Source organism: Carnobacterium sp. ISL-102 (genome assembly GCF_018612935.1).
GTDB classification, from domain to species: domain Bacteria; phylum Bacillota; class Bacilli; order Lactobacillales; family Carnobacteriaceae; genus Carnobacterium_B; species Carnobacterium_B alterfunditum.
In genome coordinates this window covers 57,717-79,989 of the sequence record NZ_JAGGRF010000004.1, presented here as the reverse complement: position 1 = coordinate 79,989, position 22,273 = coordinate 57,717, and the positions used below count along the sequence as shown (strand labels likewise).

The following is a 22,273-nucleotide window of genomic DNA, read 5'->3' as shown; positions in this document are numbered from 1 at the left end:
TAACTAAAATGGTCCATAAAAAAAACCACTATTAAAAGTGGTTTCACTGAAATACTTTTTAATGCAAGTCGTTTAGTTTAATCAATTTTCAGCATTTGTGCATTTATTGCAACAATGATTGTACTCAAAGACATCACAATTGCACCTATAGCTGGCGTGATCAAAATATTTTGATTGATTAAAACACCTGCTGCTAGTGGAAGAGCTATTACATTATACCCGGCTGCCCATACAAAGTTTTCAATCGTTTTTTTATGGCTAGCTTTAGATAATTTAATGATATTTAAGACATCTACCGGATTGCTGTTCACTAAAACAATATCAGCTGTTTCAATAGCGACATCTGTACCTGCTCCTATCGCTATCCCAACGTCGGATTTCGCTAGCGCTGGGGCATCATTGATTCCGTCTCCGATCATAGCGACCTTTTTACCATCTTTTTTTAATTCAGATACATACTTAGACTTTTCATGAGGAAGAACTTCGGCGATCACTTGTGAAAGTCCCAATTTATCACCTACATAATTAGCTACTCGTTTGTTATCTCCTGTCATCATAATAGTTTCAATACCTGAATCATTCAACTGTTTTATTACTTTATAAGAGGACTCTCTAATAATATCAGCTAATGCAATCATTCCTTGCAATTCATTGTTTTTCAAGACAAACACGACTGTTTTCCCTTGCTGAGCCATTGCTTCATAGCTTTTTTCATCAAATGAAATTTGATCGTTTTTCATAGCTCCTGGGCTGACAATTGAAACTTCCGTATCTTTTACAGTTGCTGTTAATCCTTTACCTGCTAGATTACGGTAATTTTTAACAGCATAGATTTCTAATCCACGTTCCTTTCCTGCTTTAACAATGCCTTTAGCAATTGGATGATCCGATTGTGTCTCAACTGAATAAGCTAATGTTAATAACTCAGATTCGCTTACCCCTTCAGCAGGTTGAATGTCTGTTACACCAAAATTACCTTCTGTCAACGTACCTGTTTTATCAAAAACGATTTTATCGATTTTATATGCTCCTTCAAAAGCGATCCGATTGCGGATCAACAAGCCTTTACTAGCTGCAATCGAAGTTGATCTTGAAGTAACTAAAGGACCTGCTAGTCCCAATGCGTGTGGACAAGCAATGATCAAGACTGTCACCATTCGTTCTAAAGCAAACTCGAAATCACCAGTGACCGACCAATAGATAAGTGTAACTATACCAGTTACAACAGCTACATAGAAGAGCCATTTAGCTGCGATATCAGCAAATCCTTGCGCTTTAGATTTTGTGGTCTCAGCCTCTCGGACTAACTGGATAACTTGAGAAAGATAAGTATCATTCCCAATTTTATTTACTTCAATTTTCAAAACGCCTTCACCATTAACGGATGCACCGATCACATTCATTCCGGGGTCTTTCTCTACTGGTACAGATTCTCCAGTCAGCATCGATTCATCTACAGCAGATGAGCCTTCATAAATACTGCCATCTAAAGGGATCTTTTCACCTGACTTGACAAGGATTTTATCCCCAGGTTTTAAATCTTCTACTGTTACTTCAATAATATTGCCTGTTTCATCAATTTTGTGTGCTTCTTTTGGCATTAATTTAATTAGTGCTTCTAAGGCTTTTGAAGCTCCCATGATCGACTTCATTTCGATCCAATGTCCAAGCAGCATGATAGAAATTAAAGTAGCCAATTCAAAGAAGAAATCACTACCTGAAATAAAGAAAGTGGTCAACGTACTATAGAAATATGCTGTAATGATCGCTAACGAAATCAGCATCATCATTGCTGGGGTTCGCGATTTTAGCTCGGTCCATGCTCCTGTCAGGAATGGTTTCCCACCATAGAAAAAAAGAATGGTTGAGAGAACAAACAATAGGATGTCACTTCCTAAAAATCGAATATCATATCCAAAAAGCATTTGGAACATTGGCGATAAAATAGAAATAGGAACTGCTAGAATCAATGAGACCCAAAATCTTTTTTTAAAATCTTCAATCATCATTGCGTGATGCCCCGCATGCCCGCCATTATGGTTCATACCGCTATGGTTCATATTATTGTGATCCTGATGATTTGTTTGCTCTTTGTACTTTGCCATATCTATCTCTCCTTCTTCTATTTCTTGATTTCGTTTACGTTTGTAATCATATCACTTTCAAATTTATACTTATTAAATAAAATTGTCAAGAATAGTCTTCTTATAAATGACTTTTTAGTCTACTGCTATCTATATATATAGTACATAAAAACTATTATACATATCAACATTCGCGTTCTACGATAAAATCATCATTGAAGCATCTAAAGGTAATAATGAGTGGCTTTTTTGATTCAAAGCATTTTTTTACCTTATCAAATACTTTTAACTACAAAAAAACTCTTTACCTTTTAGGCAAAGAGTTTTCTACTTTAGCTTAAACATTTCCGACTGGTTTTACTTTTAGTAAATACAGATCTTCTTTAATAAATAACGTCATAATGAAGGCTGCCAGCGAGAACAATCCTACTAATTTGAAGACCATTTGAAACCCTGCTAAATCAGACAATTCAGGTGATAAATGCTGTGTTGCACCATTTTGAGAAGCAATTGTCATCACAACGACGAACAGAGCCGTTCCCATTGAACCCGCTAATTGGCGTTGGGTATTGAACATTGCTGAAGCATGTGAAGCTAAGGCTAAAGGCACCGCGTTGAAAGCAGCTGTTTGGATGGGCATCAAAGTTAATGAGAACCCTAATGAACGAACTATTTGAAGTAAAACAATGTATTTGATGGGTGTATTAAGATCAATTAGTCCTATAATAAAGGTTCCGATAGTGACTAATACTAACCCACTCATGGCTAACCTTTTAGAACCATATTTATCAAACATTCTGCCAGTTATCGGACTCATGATAGCCATCACGATTGATCCAGGTAATAGGACCATTCCTGATTCCATCGGTGTCATCCCGCGCATATTTTGGAAATAAATCGGCAACAACATGATCGCTCCGTACATCCCTGCTGTTAACACAAACGAAATAATAAGATTTAATCGGAATCCTTTGTATTTAAAAATACTGAAATTCAGTAATGGTTCTTTTGAATGATTGGAACGATTGACCAATAGAACTAAAGAAACAACCCCAATAATTAAAGGCAACGCCACATTAGCGCTTATAAAGTTATTTGAAGATGCATTACTAAGACCAAATAGTAATCCGCCAAAACCTAATGTTGAATAGATGACACTGATTCCATCTAGTTTAGGTCGACTTGTTTCTCCAACATTTTTCAAAATGAAGAAGGCAACCACAACATCTATAATAGCAAATGGTAAAATGAAATAGAACAACATATTCCAGTGGTAATTTTGCACTACCCACCCTGAAAATGTAGGTCCAATAGCTGGAGCGAAATTCATCGCTAGACCAATCAGTCCCATCGCTGAACCTCTTTTTTCAATTGGAAAAAGGTACAATATAACGATCATTTGTAATGGCAAGATGATGCCTGCTCCGATTGCCTGAACCATTCGTCCAATGATCAGTACGCCGTAGATACTAGAAGTTGCCGCCACAAAAGTACCAATTGAAAAGACAATCATCGAAAACAGGTACAATTGACGGGTTGTAAAGCGGTTAACAAGATAGGCCGTGATAGGTACCATGATCCCATTGATCAGCATGTATGCAGTTGTTAACCATTGACCTTGAGTCGCTGTGATCGAAAATTCTTTCATAATACTCGGTAAGGCGGTACTCATAAGCGTTTGATTTAATATGGTCACAAAGGACCCCATTAAAATAACTCCTAAAATAGACCTGACTTGTGTGAATGACATATTTTGATTTTCTGCTTGAATCATTACTTTTTTTCCCCTTTATTAAATTTTTAAATCTGTTTTTTTCTGCGAACCAATCATTCGAAGGGTAAATACTTTGCAATAGCTTATCTTTTTAATTTAAATTATGAAATGCTATACTAATCAATGAAAGGTTTATTACCCATTCACTGAGTTGACCTTTCTTATTTACTATTTTCTTAAAACTAATCTAAGGAGCTGAACTAATGAAAAAAGAACAATTCGAACGAATGAAGAACGGAAAAGGTTTTATTGCAGCATTGGACCAAAGCGGTGGAAGTACTCCGAAAGCTTTAGAAATTTATGGCATAGCACCTGACACTTATTCAAACGAAACTGAAATGTTCGACTTAGTTCATAATATGCGGACTCGTCTGATGACTTCTGCAGCTTTTAATTCTGACTCGATCTTAGGAGCTATTTTATTTGAACAAACAATGGATCGCAAAGTTGAAGACCTTTATACAGCTGATTATTTATGGGAGAAGAAAGGCATAGTCCCTTTCTTGAAAGTCGATAAAGGATTAGCAGAAGAAACTGATGGTGTTCAGCTAATGAAACCTAATCCTGACCTAGATGAATTATTGCAAAGAGCTGCTGAACGTCATATTTTCGGAACAAAGATGCGCTCATTAATTAAAGAAGCAAACCCTGAAGCTATTAAGCAAGTCGTTGACCAACAATTTGAAGTTGCCAAACAAATTATTGCAGCCGGACTTGTACCAATTATTGAACCAGAAGTGGATATCAACAGTAAAGATAAGGAAAAGTCTGAAGTTCTCTTGAAAGAGGAGATTTTGAAACAGCTAGATGCCTTAAACGAATCAGCTAACATCATATTAAAACTATCGATTCCAACAATTGATGATTTTTATAAAGAATTGATCGATCATCCTAGAGTTATACGAGTAGTAGCTCTTTCTGGTGGCTATCCCCGTGAGAAAGCAAATAGAGCTTTGTCACGTAATCATGGGCTGATTGCTAGTTTTTCAAGAGCATTATCCGAGGGTTTAAGCGCTAGTCAGTCAGATGAGGATTACAACGCAATGTTAAAAGAATCTATCAAACAAATTTATAATGCCTCGATCACTTAATAGTCAGTGGTCGGAAGCTAAACAATAAACACAACGTATAGTAATAGAGGAAAGTCCTCTATCTTATACGCTGTGTTTTCACTTTAACAGTATACTCTTGTTTACATAATAAATCAAAATCTTTTACTTTTCTTTATTTTTATAATTATTTTGAGATCCATTGAACTCATAACTTACTGTTATCCTTATTCCAGCCTTCCAACATCATATCAAATTCTTCGATTGGTTCTGGTCCCCGCATAACATTTTTTTGAACGGTAAAAACACCTTTTTTACTTACTTTAGTTTCCCATCTTACCAACTGGACTTCTCCTCCGGTTATTTCAATTCCGGTAATACTCGTGGGGTAGACACAGCAACCCGTGTTGAAGTAAGGAAGGTCCTTATTTTTCGGGTATTTAAAACGGTGTGTGTGGCCGCAAATAAGCATTATTTTATTTTTCTTGATCCATTTATTGAAATTTCGCTCGATTTTATGTCGTTTTGCTACATTTTTTACCGGACTTGTAGGATTTCGAATGCCAAACCCATGCAAAAAACGCCAAAAGAATTTTAATGATAACATCGTGAAAAAAGCAAATTGATCATTTGGCGCATCACCTTGGTGGCCATGTACGGTCAAAATTTCTTGTCCTGTTTTTTTATACCTCAACACCATTGCTTCAATAGGTTTAAGTCCCTTTAAAAAATCAAAAAATTCCTCTGTGTATTCATCATAATTTGTATAATAATTATCTTTTACAAATTTAGGATTCTTTAAAGCAATATCATGATTGCCATACAATTTTATTAGGCGATCGTCATCAAAAAACTGTTTAATAACATCATATACTTCTCTATGTGCATTTTTTGTGAAAGTAAAATCAGAATACTCTAATAGTTCGTCTCCATCTCCAGCCTCTACATAAGTAAACCTATTTTTATAATAATATTTTAAAGCATGCAGATAAATATTCCGGTTTCGCGTGAACTCATCAGTTATATTTCCATTACCACGATGGACATCACTAAAGAACACATATTTAGAATTCTCATCAAACTCTTCTACTCTAGCATTTTTGTAAGCTTCCGTTAACTTTCTGTCTGTAAACATCTTTTCACCTCATAATTAGTTGTCACTCTTTTTCATGAGTAACCAAATTGTTAGCCTTGTTAACAGTATACTTTATCTAGTCTGGTAAAAAAAATAATTGTTGCTATAGTGCTGAAACTGGACAACTAATAGATAAGATTTTAATTAGGTTTGGATCCATTCTATGGCTGCAAGTAACTACTCTTCCTACAGAATTTCCAACTGAGTGATTAAACTAATCTATTTTGGTGTAAAAAAATAGGTGCAAATGAATTTCTTCATCCACACCAAAAATTGTGCAGTCGCTTTAACAGCGTCTAGACGACGGGGGTATTTTGCTCTACTTAACTATTTTCAACTACTTGCTGAAATTTTCTGTGCAACTCATCCATGACAACAAACCTTGCCTCGCGAATTGCTTCTTTCCCCTCAGCAAATAACAATAAAGCAGGAACAGTAAACACCGTGAATTGGCCGGCTACTTCAGGAACGTCATCTGCACTGACTTGAATAGGTTTGATAGTTGGAAATTCTTCCAACATTTCTTGTACTTGTGGTTGAACAGCGTGGCAAACACCACAATTTTTTCTTGAAATATAAACGAAAGCAAGCGCGTTTTCATCTATTAAACGTAAAACTTGATCTATGGATGTTGCTTGAGGAAATGTATTCATTTTTTTCATTCTTCTTTCTATGAGTTGATTGTTTATTTATTTTAATCAAGTAAGATAGTCTTCTTTGAGGATGGAGTAGTAAACATCATCTACATAGCGTTCTTTGTGGATCCTATTTTTTCTTAACGTTCCTTCATATGTCATCCCAAGACGCTTTAAAAATTTTCCAGAAACTAGATTTTCACTATCATGACAAGCATAAATTCGTTCCAATCCTAATTTTTCAAATCCTAACTCAAGTATTAATTTTCCTGCTTCTGTTACATACCCGTTTCCCCAATGACTTTTATTTAATGTGTAGCCAATTTCCGCACTATTGTGTTCTTCTCTCAACCTTATATCAATTGTGCCAATCATTTTCCCGGTTTTTTTCAATTGAATAGCATACTTTCTAAGTGGCTCTTTCATGAAATGATTCGCAATATTTTTTCCCGTTTCTGCTAAATCTTTATGTTTTTCAAAAACAAATCTAACAGTTTCGTCATCAGAAGCGTATTCATACATATCTGCTGCATCTTCCAACGTCATAGGCCTTAATAGGATCCGCTCACCATCTAAATAGCTGCTAAGACTTAATTGGTATATTTTTTCTTCCATATAAATCCCCCACTTTATTCTAACTATTACTTTCAATTTAGTTAGACAGATAGATTTATTCAATCGACCTAAAAAATTTAAACCATCTTTTGTATAAGAACTTAGGATTATTCGTTCACTTACATTTTGTAAGTTATTTAATATTATGCCACAGATCAAAAGGTATTTCAAGCGGAAACACTTCAAGTTAAGCATCTCTTTCATAACATTATAAAAATTTGTAAGACTAACTATTTTCTTAAATAAAAACAGCCAGTCAATAGACAATAACTTTTGTGCTATTCCGTTATTTCAACGGCATGAATAAAAAGTCGTCCGTCATTAACATCGTAATTACAAGTAACCAGAGTTAAGATCTTATCTTCTGGGGAAACAGGAGTATCGGTTAGGAAAATAGATTCATTTTTTAAGGTGTCAACAAAATCAGGGAATTCATTATCTTTAAAGGACACATCGAGGAATTTAGGATCAGCATCAGACGGGTGCACGGAAAAAATTTTATAGGTTCGTTCTGTGAAGGCATCGGTAAAAATAAATTCAGAATTGTTAGTTAAAAAATCTTCTGATAGATATTGATCTAAATCCTTGAACATTTGGCCGTATTTAGCGTAATGCCCATAAATAATGGTGTGTTTATCTATGCCCATACCGACGTTTCGATAATCCATAAAGATTGCTCCTAAAACGTCTTCTTCTTTGTAAAAATTATGCTTCAAATAAAAGTCATTATCTGTTCCACGTACAACAGGATAATCAATAACGGTATTACCTATATTTAACCAACCAACATAATCAGAATTAAGCAGATAATGATCTGTTGCGGTATTTTTTTCAAACACCATTTCTTCTGCAATGTTTTTTTCGGTATCTATTTTTGTAGTAGGTGCAACTTCTTTTGGGACCCCATTTTCTTTAGGCGTTGATTGAACTAAAACACTCTCTGGAACTTTGACCTCTTTGCGTTGAGCCGTTACCATGTTGTAATAATAAGCACTCTGTACCACTAGCAAACCTGATAAAATCGCTACCCAATATTTTTTTTTCATATACATACCTCCATTTTATTTTTCCTCGGAGTTATCTTTTGACAACGTTTACATTATGATGATATTATAACTTATGTAGACAGAGATAACAAAATATAACTTTGTCACAAAGGAGATGGATAGAAATGAAGAAGTTTTCGAAGATTGCATTTTCCCTTGTCACTCTGCTGTTACTATCGCCAATTTTTGCCGCAACTGCTAATGCAGAAAATCATGTTACAGATGACGTAGTCGGTGTCGCTCTAGGTAACCCTGATTTCAGTATCCTTGTGTCTGCTCTTCAAAAAGCTGAACTAGTTGAAACACTTCAAGGAGATGGCCCATTTACTGTATTTGCACCAACTAATGCAGCATTTGAAAAGCTGTTAACGGAATTAGATATTACAGCAGAAGAATTGCTGGCACAACCTGACTTGGCAAAAGTTCTTACCTATCATGTTGTTTCTGGAAAAGTTTTGGCTTCTGATTTAACAGATGGAATGACAGCACCAACTGTAAATGGCGAAGAGTTGATGTTTGATCTTTCAGGAGATCCAATGGTCAATAAATCTATGATTACTCAAACTGATATTGAAGCAACAAACGGTGTTGTCCATGTTATTGATACTGTTTTAGTTCCTTCAGACTTTACGTTACAAGAAGTTGATATAGAAGAAACAACAGTTGCAAAAACAGGACTTGAAAGTAGTGCACCAATTCTTGTAGCTATGCTTGTTACTGCTGGTGTAATCATTTTCATGGTTATCAAAAAGAAAGAAGCATAAACTAAAAGCTAAGTGAAATGAATTGTCCCAGTTAACAGAACTATATAAGAGGCTTATTATTTGGGCTAAAAAAAATAGTGTTGGTGAGTAAAAAAACTCAGCAACACTATTTTTATTGTCCTTAGGATCAAAAATAGGATGTATTCTATGCTATTATTTCAACTAAAGTTCTTCCTGTCATTTTACCTGCTATAATTTTAGAAAAAGATTCTGACAATTCTTCGAGTGTGACTTGATGATCGATCATACGCTCCAGTTGTTCTGGTTTCATATCCGTTGCAAGACGATTCCACAGTCCCTTTCGTTTGGTCAACTCAAAATCAGCTGAATTGATTCCATAGATACCGATCCCTCTTAAAATAAACGGCAACACAGTAGCTTCAAACTTTGCTCCTCCTGCATTTCCACTTAGTGCAACTCCACCATTTAGAGCAAGTTGAGCAAGGTAATCGGAAAGGTACTCTCCTCCAACCGGGTCGATTACTGCCTGCCATCTTTGTTTAGCTAATGGCTTTCGTTTTTCTAAATGCGCCTCATCTGGGTGAATGACACTATTTGCACCAATAGCCATTAAATAATCCTGTTGGACTATTTTTTTACGCGATTCAGCTTCAACAGGATAACCCAATTTAGAAAGCATTTGAATAGCCATACTGCCGACTCCTCCAGTAGCACCTCGTACAAGGACGGGAAGCTTATTTTTTTCTAAACCCATTTTTGCTAAAGTCTGAACAGATTGTCCAGCTGTAAAACCAGCTGTTCCGATGATCATTGCTTCTTTTAAACTTAGACCTTGCGGCAACTTCACTACCCATTCTTTTGGAACACGAGCATATTCACTAAATCCACCAAAATGAGTTATTCCCAGACCGTAACTCGTCACAATGACACTCTCGCCGATTGAATGATCTTCTGTTGTAGATTCTACTACTTCACCACTCAGATCGATCCCCAAAACGATTGGATAAGAGCGGATAACTCCACTTTTACTATTTGTCGCTGCAAGTGCATCTTTGTAATTCACACTAGAATAATGTACTTTGATAAGTACTTCTCCCGGTGGCAAATCATTTTTTGACAACACTTTTACTTCTGTTACAACTTCTCCTGCCTCATTTACATCAGCCCATAATGCTTTAAAATTATTCATTTTTTAAACTTCCTTTCATTCTAAATTACCCATTCTATAGTGGTTTAAAAAAAGCACTGTATGGCTTCATGAAAAGCGTACTAAAAACAGCTCAATAAAGCAACCGTTTCCATATATAACGGCTGTATAATTTTTGGTGTTGATATACTTAATCTAATTGCATTGCTTACCCAAAATTCATGGAGGAATAGGGTTGCTTGTAGCCATGTAGAGGATTCAATGAGAATTACACAACGTTGGCGCTTCAGCGATTACGGTGTGTTTGAAGCTTGAAAGCCGGAAGACATTCTTTTAGGCTTCAGGCGTTCCCTTGGCTCTCCACAAGCAAACCCGTCCATTCCAGAAGAAATTTTTTTGAAGCATCCACACCATTTGTTGTAGAACATATATAACAAATTTTTAAAAAGAGAAAATAAAATCAATTTCAAAAAAAAGAACTCCTAATATTTAGAAGTTCTTTTTTGTTTAACATATGGTTACACTTTTTCAGCTTCTTTTCTTACTTGAGTAGAATTCATTTGTGTATCATCTGAAAGCAGCTTATTAGCAACTAGGAAAAGAATCGGTAAGATAACGTCATCTGCATATCCAACTACAGGGATGAAGTCAGGGACAAAATCGATGGGACTAATAATATATAGAATGATTCCCGCTACTATTAGTTTCTTTTTCCCGCTTGTTTTTGTATTAAATAGAGAAAGGATCAGCGATTTCACTTGCGCCATTGGGGTCTTGGCTTGTTTTGTTTTCAACTTCATCTTTACATGACCTCCATTCAATTTGGATACAGTTAGTATAACTTCATTTTCGCTACAATGTATCAGTCTAAAGCATGATTTTCTAATAAATTCTATATTCGATTCCTTTATCAAATACTTCCTAAAAAAGCACCAACAACATAAGCAACTAAAGCAGCCAGACCGCCCACTAGTAACATTTCGAAACCTGATCTCAGCCAATTAGTATGAATAACTTTGGATTTCATCGCTCCTAAACTAAACAATGTCATTCCAGTAAGGATAGATGCAATAAAAAAACTATTATCCAATAAGCTTGGTATATACATCGCTAATACATAAATCAAAAGTGGGACTACACCAAAGATACTAAAAGACAAAAAAGTCACTACTGCATTTTTTACCGGTGAACCTTCTGTAGTATTAGAGCCGTATTCCAATTTCATCATCTGGTTTACAAATGGTTTTTCATACTTGGCAAGTGTGGCTGCTAATAAGTTAGCATCATTCTCATTGATTCCTTGTTCGACAAGAGAATTCGTCAGCTGTCCTTTTTCCTGTTCAGGGTGTTGCGTTATATCTACCTGCTTTTTATACCGTATATTTTTTTCATACTCATTTTGTGATTTTGTTGAAAGAAAATCTCCCACCGCCATTGAAAAGCCATCGGCCAATAAATTTGAAAAACCTAAAATCAAAACAACTCTAAAAGATAATTCTCCGCCAAGACTTCCAGCTACCACAGCAAAAGTTGTAATAATACCATCTAATCCCCCATAAACAATACTCTTGATGTATTGTCCACCACGATTCTTAGGAGTTTCTGCATCTTTTTCCATTTTATTAGCCCCCACCTCTAATTCAATTAACTAGACCAATTGTTCAACTTTTATCTTGCTAGTATGCTTATCGTCGCTATAATTGCTGAATTATTGCTACTTTGATCGCTAAAATTCTTATATTTTTATTATACTATACTGTTTTTTTTATTCAAATAAACGAGAGGATTCATTATCAAAACAACTGATGTGAACTCCAAACGTCAGGCTTTATGTTAAGCATCTAATTGACTAGCATGAGAATAAAATTTAGCAAGCCTATATTTGGATCATCTCTTTGAATAGATGATGATTTGTTTAATTAAAGACCCTTTTTTTGATCTATATCATGACCGCAAAAAAATAAATTCACACCGATACAAAAAATATGTATCGGTATGAATTTATCGTTGATTATCTAGGTTTTGTCGCTATATATTGAAATTTCTTTCTAATTCAGCTCTTTATATTCATACACAAGTGTTCCTTATTTTTTAATTTCTCTACTGGGATCTATCCTTACTGAACGACTTTTAAAAATCCTTTCAAAAAGTCAGCCGAATCTCCAACATAACTGTAATCTGAATGCTTAAAGATAGGTGCTTCTGGATCCTTGTCTACAGAGATCACAAGTTCTGCATTCTCAATTCCTGTTGTATATTGTACAGCCCCATGTATACCTAAATTGATCAATAATTTAGGTGCGATGGTATTACCAGATTGTCCAATTTGATCATCACCACTAAATTTAGGATGATCTGTCAAAGGACGGGTCACTCCAATTTTTGATCCTAACTTACGAGCGAGTTCTTCGGCCATGGCAATTACGTTATCGTCCACAGCACCTCGTCCTAGTGCAATTACGCGATCAGCACTTGCAATGCTGTCACTTTTAGAAAGTAAAGGAGTCTCTTCCATGATTTTTATGCGGTCTGCTACTTTAAAAGGTAAATCAATTACTTCAGTAACCATGACTGACTTGTTGCTGACTTTAATAGATTCAAAAGTATTTGGTCTTACAGAAGCCATTTGTGGGCGATGGTCAGGACAGATGATCTCACACATGATGTTATCCCCATAAGATGGTTTTGTTTGTACTAATAAATCCCCATCAAATGACAAGTTTAAACAATCCGAAGTCAAACCTGTATTTAGTTTTGCTTGCAGTCGAGGTGCGATTGAACGTCCAACAACTGTAGCTCCAAAAAGAATACTATTTGGTTGGCGACGACTGGCTAATTCTGCCATTAAGAAAGCAATCTCAGAATCAGCTGCATCTTTCAGCCGATCATCTTTTACCACAACGATTTCATCGGGACCGTACTCTTTAATAGTATCTTCAAGATTATTATCTGTTGCTTCAAATAGGATAACAACAACTTTTTTACCATTTGCAATTGCATTTGCTTTAGTTATTAATTGATAGGTAACCGGTTGGATGATTCCTAAATGTTTCTCTGCGTATACCCAAATTTCTTGATTAGTCATTTTTTTCCACCTCTTTTAAAGTAAATTATTGGCTCTCAATTGTATTAGTAATTCACGAATTGCTTCATCTGCTGTTCCTTTAAGAAACTTCGTAGCTTTCGCTTCTTTTTCGGGTGCCCAAACACTACGTACGAATGTTGGAGAACCTTTCAGACCAATTCTATTGGGATCAACTTGGAAACTCTTTTCATCCCAAATACGAATATCTTTTTTGTAACTCTGTTGAATATTACGCGGTGTTGGGTAACGTGGTTCGTTCATTTCGCTGCGAACAGTTACTACTGCTGGTAATTGGAATTCAATTTTTTGTTGCATATTTTCTAATAATCGAGTTGCAGTCATAGCTTGTTTAGAATAGCTATGCAGATCACTAACAAAGGTGATCTGCGGCCAATCTAAAAATTCAGATACAATGGGTCCAACTTGACTAGTGTCTGCGTCAACTGATTGGCGACCAAATAATACTAGATCTACATCTCCTAGTTCTTTTATAGCTTGTGACAGAACATATCCTGTTGCTAAAGTGTCCGCTCCACCAAATTGACGAGAACTTAAAAGTATCGCATCATCACATCCCATAGCTAAACCTTGTCGTAACGTCATTTCGAAGTCAGGAGGTCCCATAGACAATAGAGTGATTTCTCCACCCCATTTATCCTTTAAACGTAGAGCTGCTTCAATGGCGTTCTTATCAAAGGGATTCATGATCCCAGATTCTCCAGAACGAATTAAGTTTTTAGTAATTGGGTCAATTTTCAAGTTATTAGAAACAGGTACTTGTTTAATACATACTACAATTTTTAAGCCCATTGAACTCATTCCTCTCCCTCGTTTACAACTTCTTTAGCTATTTCAATCATCATTTTTTCTAACGATCCTTCGGCAAGTTGTAAAGCACGAGCATCACGAATCAAATGTTCAACTGGATATTCTTTACTGTAACCATATGCACCTAATACTTGTAATGCATGGTCAGCGGCAGTTACTGCGGCACGACTACCATATGATTTTGCCATAGTGGCCACTTTAGCATAAGATTTACCAGCTTCTTTTAACTTAGCAGCTTCTTGGTAAAGCAACTGTGTATTTTCTTTTGCAATAGCGATTTCTGTAATTTTTGTTTGAATAGAATGTAATTGAATAATAGGCGTATCGATTGCTTCGCGTTTTTTTGCGTAATCAACCGCAATAGTTAAAGCATGTTGGGTGATACCAGCTGCAATCGCTCCCATTAGAATGCGAGCATCGTAGTGAGCATTATCCCCTATCTCCACACCTTGTCCTATTTTACCAAGCAAGTGTTCTTCACTGACAACAACGTCTTCCAAGAAAATCTCGCCTACCGGTGTACCATTCATTCCAATAAATTCTTCTCTTTTTCCATGTTTAAATCCATTCATATCTTCATCCACAAGGAAGCAAGATAATTCCATTGGAGCTGTTTTAAGAAGTACACAGTATACTTGTGCCAATCCACCATTTGTAATCATCGTTTTGTTACCGTTTAAAATCCACTTATTTCCCTCTTTTACTGCCTTTGCGGTATGTCCCATTACATTAGATCCACCTTGTGGTTCTGTTGAAGCGAAACCAAAGATTCGGTGATTTGCTTGAGGCAAATATGTTTCTTTTAATGCAGGTGTTGCATATTTTAGCACTTGATCAACTGTTTTATAATGACCTTCTAAGGTAAAAGCAACACTTGCATTCCGACTAGCTAAATCATAGATAGTTTGAGAACTAGCAATCGTGTCAAATCCGGCACCACCATACTCTTCTGGCAAAACTAAACCTAAAAAGCCTGTGTTCACAAGGTCATCCCATAATTTTTTAGGGAAATCTCTTTGTTTATCAATCAACATATCCAGTGGTTTTACTTCTTTATCAGCAAAATCTGTAACCATTTGATGTAACATTACTTGAGACTGTGTTAATTTTATACTCATTTTTTACACTCCTTTGTTCAACTATGCACAATATTAAATACATTGCATTTAATAAATTAACTATACCGTATTCTTTTTCCGATTTACTTGATTTAAATCAAGTACAATTTTTTATAAAAGATAACGTTCTCTTTTCTAATATATAAATTACTGGTACACTATAGGCGTATTGTGAAGAATTATTGAGGAGCTCATGAGATGAAAAAAAAATATTTAAAATCTGATCATCAGACGTTTATATGCGGAAAAACAGAACATCATTGCATAGATGCTATTCCCTTATTTCAATCACTTACAGCCGAACAAAAAGAAAAAATACATCCATTGATCCAACACAAACACTTCCTTCGAGGTGAAACGCTTTACCGCCCAGGACAGATAGCTGACTCCCTTTATGTACTAAAAAGTGGAACTACCCGAATATATCGATTAGCCGATACAGGAAAAGAGCAGCTGATACGTATTGTAACTCCAGGAGAATTTACCGGAGAATTAGCTTTATTTAAAGAAGGCATCTATGAAGCTTTTTCAGAAGCATTAAGCGATTGTTTCGTTTGTGCCATTAAGCATTCAGATTTTCGTGAGTTGCTCCTACAATACCCTTCTATATCAGTCGAAATGTTAGCTACGATTGCAAAAAGATTAGCGACCTCTGAGCAACAGACCGCTTGGGCTACTACCGAAACTGTTAAAGATAGATTATTGCATTTTTTAATTAGTTTAGCCGACCCCAAAGAGATAGAACCAATTGTTGAATTAAAGATGGCTAAAAAAAATCTAGCTTCTTATCTAGGAACGACTTCAGAATCATTAAGCCGAGAGTTTGCTCGGTTAGAAAAAGAAAAAATCATTAAAGAAATCTCATATGGAAAAATAAAATTATTAGATTTTCCATAATTGATATTTATCTTTATAAATATAGAATCTTCCTCATAATTAGGAAGGTTTCTTTTTTTACTCCCTTATTTATTATGCTAAAGGTATTAACAGATAGGAGAAATACAATTATGAAAAAGGTCATTTATATATAGATCAATTAAAACCGTCGTCTTATATCAAAAAACCTGCTTTGTTAGTCACATGGAAACTTGTTTTGGTGCTCATTTAATCAATAAACCTACTTTGTTAGTCAAACGGTAGCTTATTTTGGTGCTCATTTAATCAATTCACCTACTTTATTAGTCAAATAGAGCCTTATTTAACATCTGTTTAATCAGCAACCCTTAACAAAAATATATTTACCAAGTGATGTTGGTATTTCAAAATGAATTTCTTCTGGAATAAATGTATTTTCATATAAAGGGTTGGATCTTTTATATTGATTGCAAGCATTTCCTGTTTTTCCAGAAATTCAACTAAACTCGTTTATTCGTCCTATCAACACTAACAACTATTGACCCCGCAAAAAAAGGAGGACAGATTTTTATCTGTTCTCCTTTTTTTACATTTGCTCACTTAAGGATTTTGGCAATCTAAAATTCAACACAGGAAGCTTGCATGTACTTTTCAGATCGTAATTTCTATCCAATTGCCTTCTGGATCGGCTACAACGCTTTCATAGTAACCGTCTCCAGTCCAACGAGGCTGTCCGACAATCGTATGCCCCTCGTCTGCAATGATGGTCGTTAAGTTATTTACTTCTTTTTCACTTCCAACACTGATAGCTAAGTGTGCCCATCCTAATGGTGTTTCTTCCGGTTGATAGGTAATTGTAGGCTGCTGCATCAATTCTAATTTCGTTTCTGCTCTAGGAAACGTTAAAAAATAGCTGGCAAATCCACGATTTGTATTCTCATAACGTTCTCCCGCTTGTGCGTTAAAGTAGGTTTCATAAAATTGACGCATACGCTCAATATCCTTAGACCATAATGCTACATGTGAAATTTTCATCTGATAGTACCTCCCTTAATTTCAGCGTCCTGTTCAATGGCAACTTCTGCCCAATAGGCCGCTTGCTGTTTTTCCCACTTTATTTTGTCTGCTTGGGTGATTTCTCGAATGACACGGCATGGATTACCAGCTGCTATCGTATTCGCCGGAATATCCTTAGTAACCACAGATCCAGATCCAATAACAGCGTTATCTCCTATGGTGACACCAGGATTCACTACAGCACTTCCACCAACCCAGACATTGTTCCCAATTGTAATTGGCATGCCGAATTCTAATCCACTATTGCGAACTGTCACATCAATGGGATGTCCTGCCGTGTAGAGACACACTCGCGGTCCAAACATAACATTGTCTCCAATCGTAATTGCAGCAATATCTAGCATAATACAATCAAAATTAGCATAAAAATGCTTTCCGATAGTAATATTTTGCCCATAGTCTAACCGTAAAGTTGGTTCAATGTAGATTTCACCTGCTACTTTACCGAAGATTTCCATTAACAATTGCGTACGGTACGGTTTTTCTTCTTCAGTAGTAGCATTAAATAATCGAACCAGTTGTTGTCCTTTTTTTCTTATAGCTTTCAATTCTTCACCTTGAGCCAGATACAATCTTCCTGCTAACATTCGCTCTCTTTCTGACATCTTTTCTACCCCCTGCTAAAGATTCTGCTGTTTCGCTTGATGCTGAACAATTTATATACTCCAAACACTATGCCAAATTTACTTTAAAAGTTATTTTTCTTTTATTAGATAATCCACTACAATCGAACCCATTGTTTTGGCAGCAACGATCAAAATTGATTCATTAATTTTAAATTTGGGGTGATGATGCGGATAAGCTTCGCCTTCTTCAGGGGCAGCACCAATATAAAAGAACATACTTGGGCGTTCTTTTGCATAATACGCAAAATCTTCTGATGGAGGTTGTGCATCACACAATTCGATTCCTTTTAATTCAGGAATGGTTGTTTGTTTCAATTTACTGATTGTTTCTTCTGTTAAACCAGGTTCATTATATAGAACAGGATAGTCATTTTCATATTTCAGTTCATAAGTAACATCAAACATAGCTGCTATACCATCTAATTTAGCACGGATCTCTTTTTCAATGATCATCCGAACCTCTTCAGACATTGAACGTACATCGCCTTCTAAAAAGACTGAATCCTTAATAACGTTGAATGATCCGCGGCCATCAAAGTTACCAATCGTTATTGAACCAACATCGAATGGGTTTAAACGGCGACTCACTATTGATTGCGCTGCAACAACAAAGTAACTTGCGGCTACAATTGCATCATTTGCTTTATGTGGAGAAGAACCATGTCCACCGACTCCTTGGATTTTGATATGAAAATTTGCACGGCCCGTTTGGATGTTTCCAGGACGATAAAATAGTTTACCTGTTTCCATTTGAGACATCACATGAATACCGAAAACATTATCAACACCATCTAATGCGTGATCTTCAATCATTTGAATCGCACCACCAGGCGGCATTTCTTCAGCATGTTGATGTAAAATAACGATTTTCCCTGTTAATGTATCTTTTATCTCAATCAAAGACTCTGCTAAAATCAACATGTATGCTGTATGTGCATCATGTCCACAAGCATGCATCACTCCGGGGTTTTTTGATTGAAAAGCAACATCAGATTCTTCTTGGATCGGCAATGCATCGAAATCAGCACGGATCGCAATCGTTTTCCCAAGTTTACCAGAATCAATCGTCACAACTATCCCTCGTCCACCTACATTAGTACGTACATCACAGTCTTTGCTTTTATAGAAATCCGCAATATAAGCTGCAGTTTGTTCTTCTTGGAAAGATAATTCAGGGTTTTCATGCAACTGATGACGTATTTCAATCATATGGTCTTGTTTCGCATTTATTTTTCCAAAAAGGATACTTTTTATTGATTCATTCATTTTTTCCCTCCTAATACTTTTTTCAAAGCATTTAAATCTATAATCCTGTTCCGCTAGTCAAAAAAATTTATGTTATAGTAGATATGCTGATTTATTGTATTCAGTTGAATAATGGAGGTAATTATTTGAACAACAACAGGAAGAAAAAAAGAGTCTTATTATATGGCTTTACCTTGCTATGTATAGTTGCATCTATGTTATTTATTCAAAATAACTTTAACCTATATGACCAACCGATAGCAGAAGTTGTAACCGTAACACTTAAAGAAAAAAAGAGCATTGATGACGCAACGAATAAAGATGAGTTATTTTATCAAACGCTAGTTGGAAAAATCAAAAATGGAACGCAAAAAGATCAATTGATTTCATTAGAAAACACTTACTCCTCATCCGGAGCCTTCGACCAACATTATCAAGTTGGCGACGAACTATTTGTTTCCATTCAAAGCAGCGATAACGTTCAGTTAGCAGGAACTGTTGATGGACCAAAACGAGACAAATATGTTTTAGCTGCAGCATGGCTATTTATACTAACTGTCTTACTTGTCGGGAAAAAGAACGGCTTGTTTTCATTGATCAGTTTAACAATCAATATACTTGTATTGTACCTCGCTTTAAACAGTTATATCAACTCAGAACGAGCCAGTTTATTGCTTATCTCTAGCGGATTAGCTGTTTTTTTCACTGTAACATCTTTATTATTAGTTAATGGAAAAAACGAGAAAACCCTTGTCGCTGTCTTAGCAACCTTAATTGGTACTTTTTCCGCTCTTCTAATCGCCTATATTGCAATGTGGCTGACAGCAGAACAAGGTCTAAGATATGAAGAAATGGCATTTATCACAAGATCGCCACAAAAAGTATTCTTAGCCAGTATCTTAATTGGTTCTTTAGGTGCAGTAATGGATATTGCGATCACAATAACTTCTTCACTATATGAGCTGCATGATAAGAACAACGCTATTTCCTTAAAAAATCTAAAAGTATCAGGAAATGAAATAGGCAAAGATATCATGGGGACAATGACGAATGTGTTGTTTTTTGCCTATGTTAGCGGCGGTATTCCTATGATTCTGCTTTATTTAAAAAACGGTTCAACATGGGGTTACACTTTATCGATGAATTTATCCTTAGAATTGACTAGAGCACTTGTTGGAAGCATCGGGATCGTGCTGACTATTCCAATAAGTATCCACACGGCGCTTTATTTTATTCATAAAAGGAGCACAATTAAATGAATGTATTAGTTCTTTTATCAATTATTTTATTCGTACTGATGAAGTCCATCAGTGGCGAAAAAGGCACAAAATCGTTTATCGCTCTTTTTTTAAACTTTGGTATTACACTTTTGACTATACTGTTGATTGCTAAAGGAATAAGTGATCCGATTTTTCTAACCTTGATTGCCTGTATCATCATTAGTTGTATTAATTTATTTTATATAAATACAATCAACCTTAAATCAATTATTGCTTTCATTTCTACAATGATCACATTACTTTTTTTAGTAATTGTCATCTTCTTTATCGTTGAAAAAGCTAACATACAGGGATTTGGGATAGAAGAGATAGAAGAACTTAGTTTCTTCAACCTTTATGTAGGAATAGATTTCCTTAAGATCGCGATTAGTACGATCATTATGGGATCTATTGGTGCCATTACAGATACTGCTATTTCTATTGCCTCTGCAATGAATGAGATATGGTTACACAATCCTAAACTAAGTCGATCCAATCTCTTTAAATCTGGCATGAATGTAGGTAAAGATATTTTAAGTACGACTACAAACACGCTGTATTTTGCCTTTATTGGCGGATATCTAGCTTTATTATTATGGTTTAACGATCTATCCTACTCACTTGGTGAAGTAATCAATTCTAAAGTATTTAGTTCGGAAGTTATTTCGATTTTCTGTATCGGAACAGGTGCAATTCTGGTTATTCCTGTTACAGCTTGGCTTACGGCTTATATTTTTACCAAGTATAAAAAAGAATTTCCTGTAACTAAATCCGCTTCTGAATAAAACAAACGAACTGCCATGATTTGCTTAAACCAATAACAAACCATCTAAATCAATTACTTTAATCCGTTTATGAGTGATTTGTTTGATATAACCTCGCTCCTCTAAATCATTGAATTTTCGGCTGATCGTTTCAGGAGTGGTTCCTAAATAAGAAGCTAAATCTTTTTTACTCATAGATAAAGTAAATTCAATTGTTCCAGCACCTTCTTGATCGAGACTTTCTGCTAAATATAAAGCAATGCGCGTTTCGACTTTTTCTGTTGAAAAACGAGTTGTTTGCTTCTCAGATGCCTCAAGTCGATTTGAAAATTCAGCAATTACTTTTAGAGAGACAGAAGGATATTTCACTAAAAATTCTTGTAGATCTGAACGTTTGATCAGGCAGATTTTTGTATTCACCATTGCTTCAGCATATGATTCATGTGTAGATTCAGAAAACAATGCCATTTCACCGGTAAAATCGCCGGGATTTAAAATGCGGACCAACTGTTCTTTTCCGGACTCCGCTAATCTATAGATCCTTACTTTTCCTTTATTAATAATATAAAGAGAGTCGGATTCATCTCCAGCATGATAAATAAGTTCATTTTTTTTATATGAAACGGATTGTGTGGCTCCCATAATTTCGTCTAACTGCTCATCCTCTAAATGATTAAAAATTGGGACTAACGACACGCACGATTTATGCGATTTACCCGTATGGTGATGGTGCATATTATCTTTATCCATTTTATTCCCTCCAAAAAGATACTTTCTTGAAATCATTATCTATAGCAATTAAGCTAAGTATACCACTCCATCTATATTCTTCGAGTAAAGTTGAGTATTTTCTTTTGCATCTATATTTAATCAAAGTAGCCTGTTACAGCTATAAGGCCCCACTATAAGCAGGCTATTTTTTATTTAATAATATTACTGTGGCTTCTTCTGGCTTTATCTTGCAGCTTGAGAAACGGTTAAAAACTAGGATGAGTTTTAAAACTGTCTCTTTTAAGAGGAAAATTGCCGCTACATAGACAAAAGCTACATAAATTTCCGTGTTATTTATCGTACTCTATTCTAATAAGCCACCACTGCTTTGAAAATAATTCGATTTGACAGTGAGAAAAAAATGGATCTCAACTCAAAATAGATCATCATTTGAGTAACCTTAATTAGTCTTAATTCGTGCAACTCAGAGTCGCT

The 22,273-nt window shown here is 35.5% G+C and carries 21 protein-coding genes; 5 read left to right on the top strand and 16 right to left on the bottom strand.

All coding sequences use genetic code 11. The annotated features are described in order from the left end of the window. Window positions 1–77 precede the first annotated feature (77 nt). Complete coding sequence (locus J7E16_RS04185) at window positions 78–2,105, bottom strand: copper-translocating P-type ATPase (protein ID WP_214889032.1); 2,028 nt, start codon at window positions 2,103–2,105, stop codon at window positions 78–80. A gap of 316 nt (window positions 2,106–2,421) precedes the next feature. Further along, window positions 2,422–3,858, bottom strand: a complete 1,437-nt coding sequence (locus tag J7E16_RS04180) for an MDR family MFS transporter (protein WP_214889029.1) — start codon at window positions 3,856–3,858, stop codon at window positions 2,422–2,424. Window positions 3,859–4,061: 203 nt separating this feature from the next. Here J7E16_RS04180 and J7E16_RS04175 point away from each other — a divergent pair, with 203 nt between their 5' ends. After that, on the top strand, window positions 4,062–4,949 hold the full coding sequence (locus J7E16_RS04175; RefSeq protein ID WP_214889026.1) for a fructose bisphosphate aldolase: 888 nt from the start codon (window positions 4,062–4,064) through the stop codon (window positions 4,947–4,949). A gap of 166 nt (window positions 4,950–5,115) precedes the next feature. Here the strand turns inward: J7E16_RS04175 and J7E16_RS04170 are convergent, their stop codons facing one another. The 4 genes from J7E16_RS04170 to srtB form a co-directional block, all read right to left on the bottom strand. Continuing rightward, a complete protein-coding gene (locus J7E16_RS04170; RefSeq protein ID WP_214889023.1) occupies window positions 5,116–6,042 on the bottom strand; it encodes a metallophosphoesterase in 927 nt (308 codons plus the stop codon). A 323-nt stretch (window positions 6,043–6,365) separates the two neighbouring features. Beyond that, the gene (locus J7E16_RS04165) at window positions 6,366–6,695 is read right to left on the bottom strand and encodes a thioredoxin family protein (protein ID WP_214889022.1); all 330 of its coding nucleotides are present in this window, start codon (window positions 6,693–6,695) and stop codon (window positions 6,366–6,368) included. A gap of 45 nt (window positions 6,696–6,740) precedes the next feature. Then, the gene (locus tag J7E16_RS04160; RefSeq protein WP_214889020.1) at window positions 6,741–7,292 is read right to left on the bottom strand and encodes a GNAT family N-acetyltransferase; all 552 of its coding nucleotides are present in this window, start codon (window positions 7,290–7,292) and stop codon (window positions 6,741–6,743) included. A 278-nt stretch (window positions 7,293–7,570) separates the two neighbouring features. After that, on the bottom strand, window positions 7,571–8,338 hold the full coding sequence (gene srtB, locus J7E16_RS04155) for a class B sortase (protein WP_214889018.1): 768 nt from the start codon (window positions 8,336–8,338) through the stop codon (window positions 7,571–7,573). Window positions 8,339–8,463: 125 nt separating this feature from the next. Here srtB and J7E16_RS04150 point away from each other — a divergent pair, with 125 nt between their 5' ends. Beyond that, window positions 8,464–9,102 (top strand): fasciclin domain-containing protein, encoded by a 639-nt coding sequence (locus tag J7E16_RS04150; protein WP_214889017.1) that lies wholly within the window; start codon window positions 8,464–8,466, stop codon window positions 9,100–9,102. A 145-nt stretch (window positions 9,103–9,247) separates the two neighbouring features. On the opposite strand, the gene J7E16_RS04145 is transcribed toward J7E16_RS04150, so the two are convergent. The 6 genes from J7E16_RS04145 to J7E16_RS04120 all read right to left on the bottom strand — a co-directional run bounded on the left by J7E16_RS04145 (window position 9,248) and on the right by J7E16_RS04120 (window position 15,241). Next, the gene (locus J7E16_RS04145) at window positions 9,248–10,252 is read right to left on the bottom strand and encodes an acrylyl-CoA reductase family protein (protein ID WP_214889016.1); all 1,005 of its coding nucleotides are present in this window, start codon (window positions 10,250–10,252) and stop codon (window positions 9,248–9,250) included. 476 nt (window positions 10,253–10,728) lie between these two features. Next, window positions 10,729–11,010, bottom strand: a complete 282-nt coding sequence (locus tag J7E16_RS04140; RefSeq protein ID WP_214889015.1) for a YkvA family protein — start codon at window positions 11,008–11,010, stop codon at window positions 10,729–10,731. 110 nt (window positions 11,011–11,120) lie between these two features. Then, window positions 11,121–11,828 carry a VIT1/CCC1 transporter family protein gene (locus J7E16_RS04135; RefSeq protein ID WP_214889014.1) on the bottom strand — a complete coding sequence of 236 codons (708 nt, stop codon included), beginning with the start codon at window positions 11,826–11,828 and terminating at the stop codon, window positions 11,121–11,123. Between the two features lie 498 nt (window positions 11,829–12,326). Continuing rightward, the gene (locus J7E16_RS04130) at window positions 12,327–13,295 is read right to left on the bottom strand and encodes an electron transfer flavoprotein subunit alpha/FixB family protein (protein WP_214889013.1); all 969 of its coding nucleotides are present in this window, start codon (window positions 13,293–13,295) and stop codon (window positions 12,327–12,329) included. 15 nt (window positions 13,296–13,310) lie between these two features. Further along, the gene (locus J7E16_RS04125) at window positions 13,311–14,105 is read right to left on the bottom strand and encodes an electron transfer flavoprotein subunit beta/FixA family protein (RefSeq protein ID WP_214889416.1); all 795 of its coding nucleotides are present in this window, start codon (window positions 14,103–14,105) and stop codon (window positions 13,311–13,313) included. Between the two features lie 5 nt (window positions 14,106–14,110). Continuing rightward, a complete protein-coding gene (locus J7E16_RS04120) occupies window positions 14,111–15,241 on the bottom strand; it encodes an acyl-CoA dehydrogenase family protein (protein ID WP_214889012.1) in 1,131 nt (376 codons plus the stop codon). Window positions 15,242–15,439: 198 nt separating this feature from the next. On the opposite strand from J7E16_RS04120, the gene J7E16_RS04115 reads away from it, so the two are divergent. Then, window positions 15,440–16,138, top strand: a complete 699-nt coding sequence (locus J7E16_RS04115; protein WP_214889010.1) for a Crp/Fnr family transcriptional regulator — start codon at window positions 15,440–15,442, stop codon at window positions 16,136–16,138. A gap of 609 nt (window positions 16,139–16,747) precedes the next feature. Here J7E16_RS04115 and J7E16_RS04110 read toward each other — a convergent pair. From J7E16_RS04110 to J7E16_RS04100, 3 genes are all read right to left on the bottom strand, one after another. Further along, window positions 16,748–17,131, bottom strand: coding sequence for a VOC family protein (locus J7E16_RS04110; RefSeq protein ID WP_214889008.1), 384 nt, complete (start codon window positions 17,129–17,131; stop codon window positions 16,748–16,750). Beyond that, window positions 17,128–17,778: a sugar O-acetyltransferase gene (locus J7E16_RS04105; protein ID WP_214889006.1), complete on the bottom strand. Its 651-nt coding sequence runs from the start codon at window positions 17,776–17,778 to the stop codon at window positions 17,128–17,130. The genes J7E16_RS04110 and J7E16_RS04105 overlap by 4 nt, the downstream gene beginning before the upstream one ends. 90 nt (window positions 17,779–17,868) lie before the next feature. Then, window positions 17,869–19,065, bottom strand: a complete 1,197-nt coding sequence (locus tag J7E16_RS04100) for an amidohydrolase (protein ID WP_214889003.1) — start codon at window positions 19,063–19,065, stop codon at window positions 17,869–17,871. 125 nt (window positions 19,066–19,190) lie between these two features. Here J7E16_RS04100 and J7E16_RS04095 point away from each other — a divergent pair, with 125 nt between their 5' ends. After that, a complete protein-coding gene (locus tag J7E16_RS04095) occupies window positions 19,191–20,303 on the top strand; it encodes a YibE/F family protein (protein ID WP_251006059.1) in 1,113 nt (370 codons plus the stop codon). Further along, window positions 20,300–21,088, top strand: coding sequence for a YibE/F family protein (locus J7E16_RS04090; protein ID WP_214888996.1), 789 nt, complete (start codon window positions 20,300–20,302; stop codon window positions 21,086–21,088). The genes J7E16_RS04095 and J7E16_RS04090 overlap by 4 nt, the downstream gene beginning before the upstream one ends. Before the next feature lie 24 nt (window positions 21,089–21,112). Here J7E16_RS04090 and J7E16_RS04085 read toward each other — a convergent pair whose 3' ends face one another. Next, window positions 21,113–21,817, bottom strand: coding sequence for a Crp/Fnr family transcriptional regulator (locus tag J7E16_RS04085; protein ID WP_214888994.1), 705 nt, complete (start codon window positions 21,815–21,817; stop codon window positions 21,113–21,115). Window positions 21,818–22,273 lie beyond the last annotated feature (456 nt).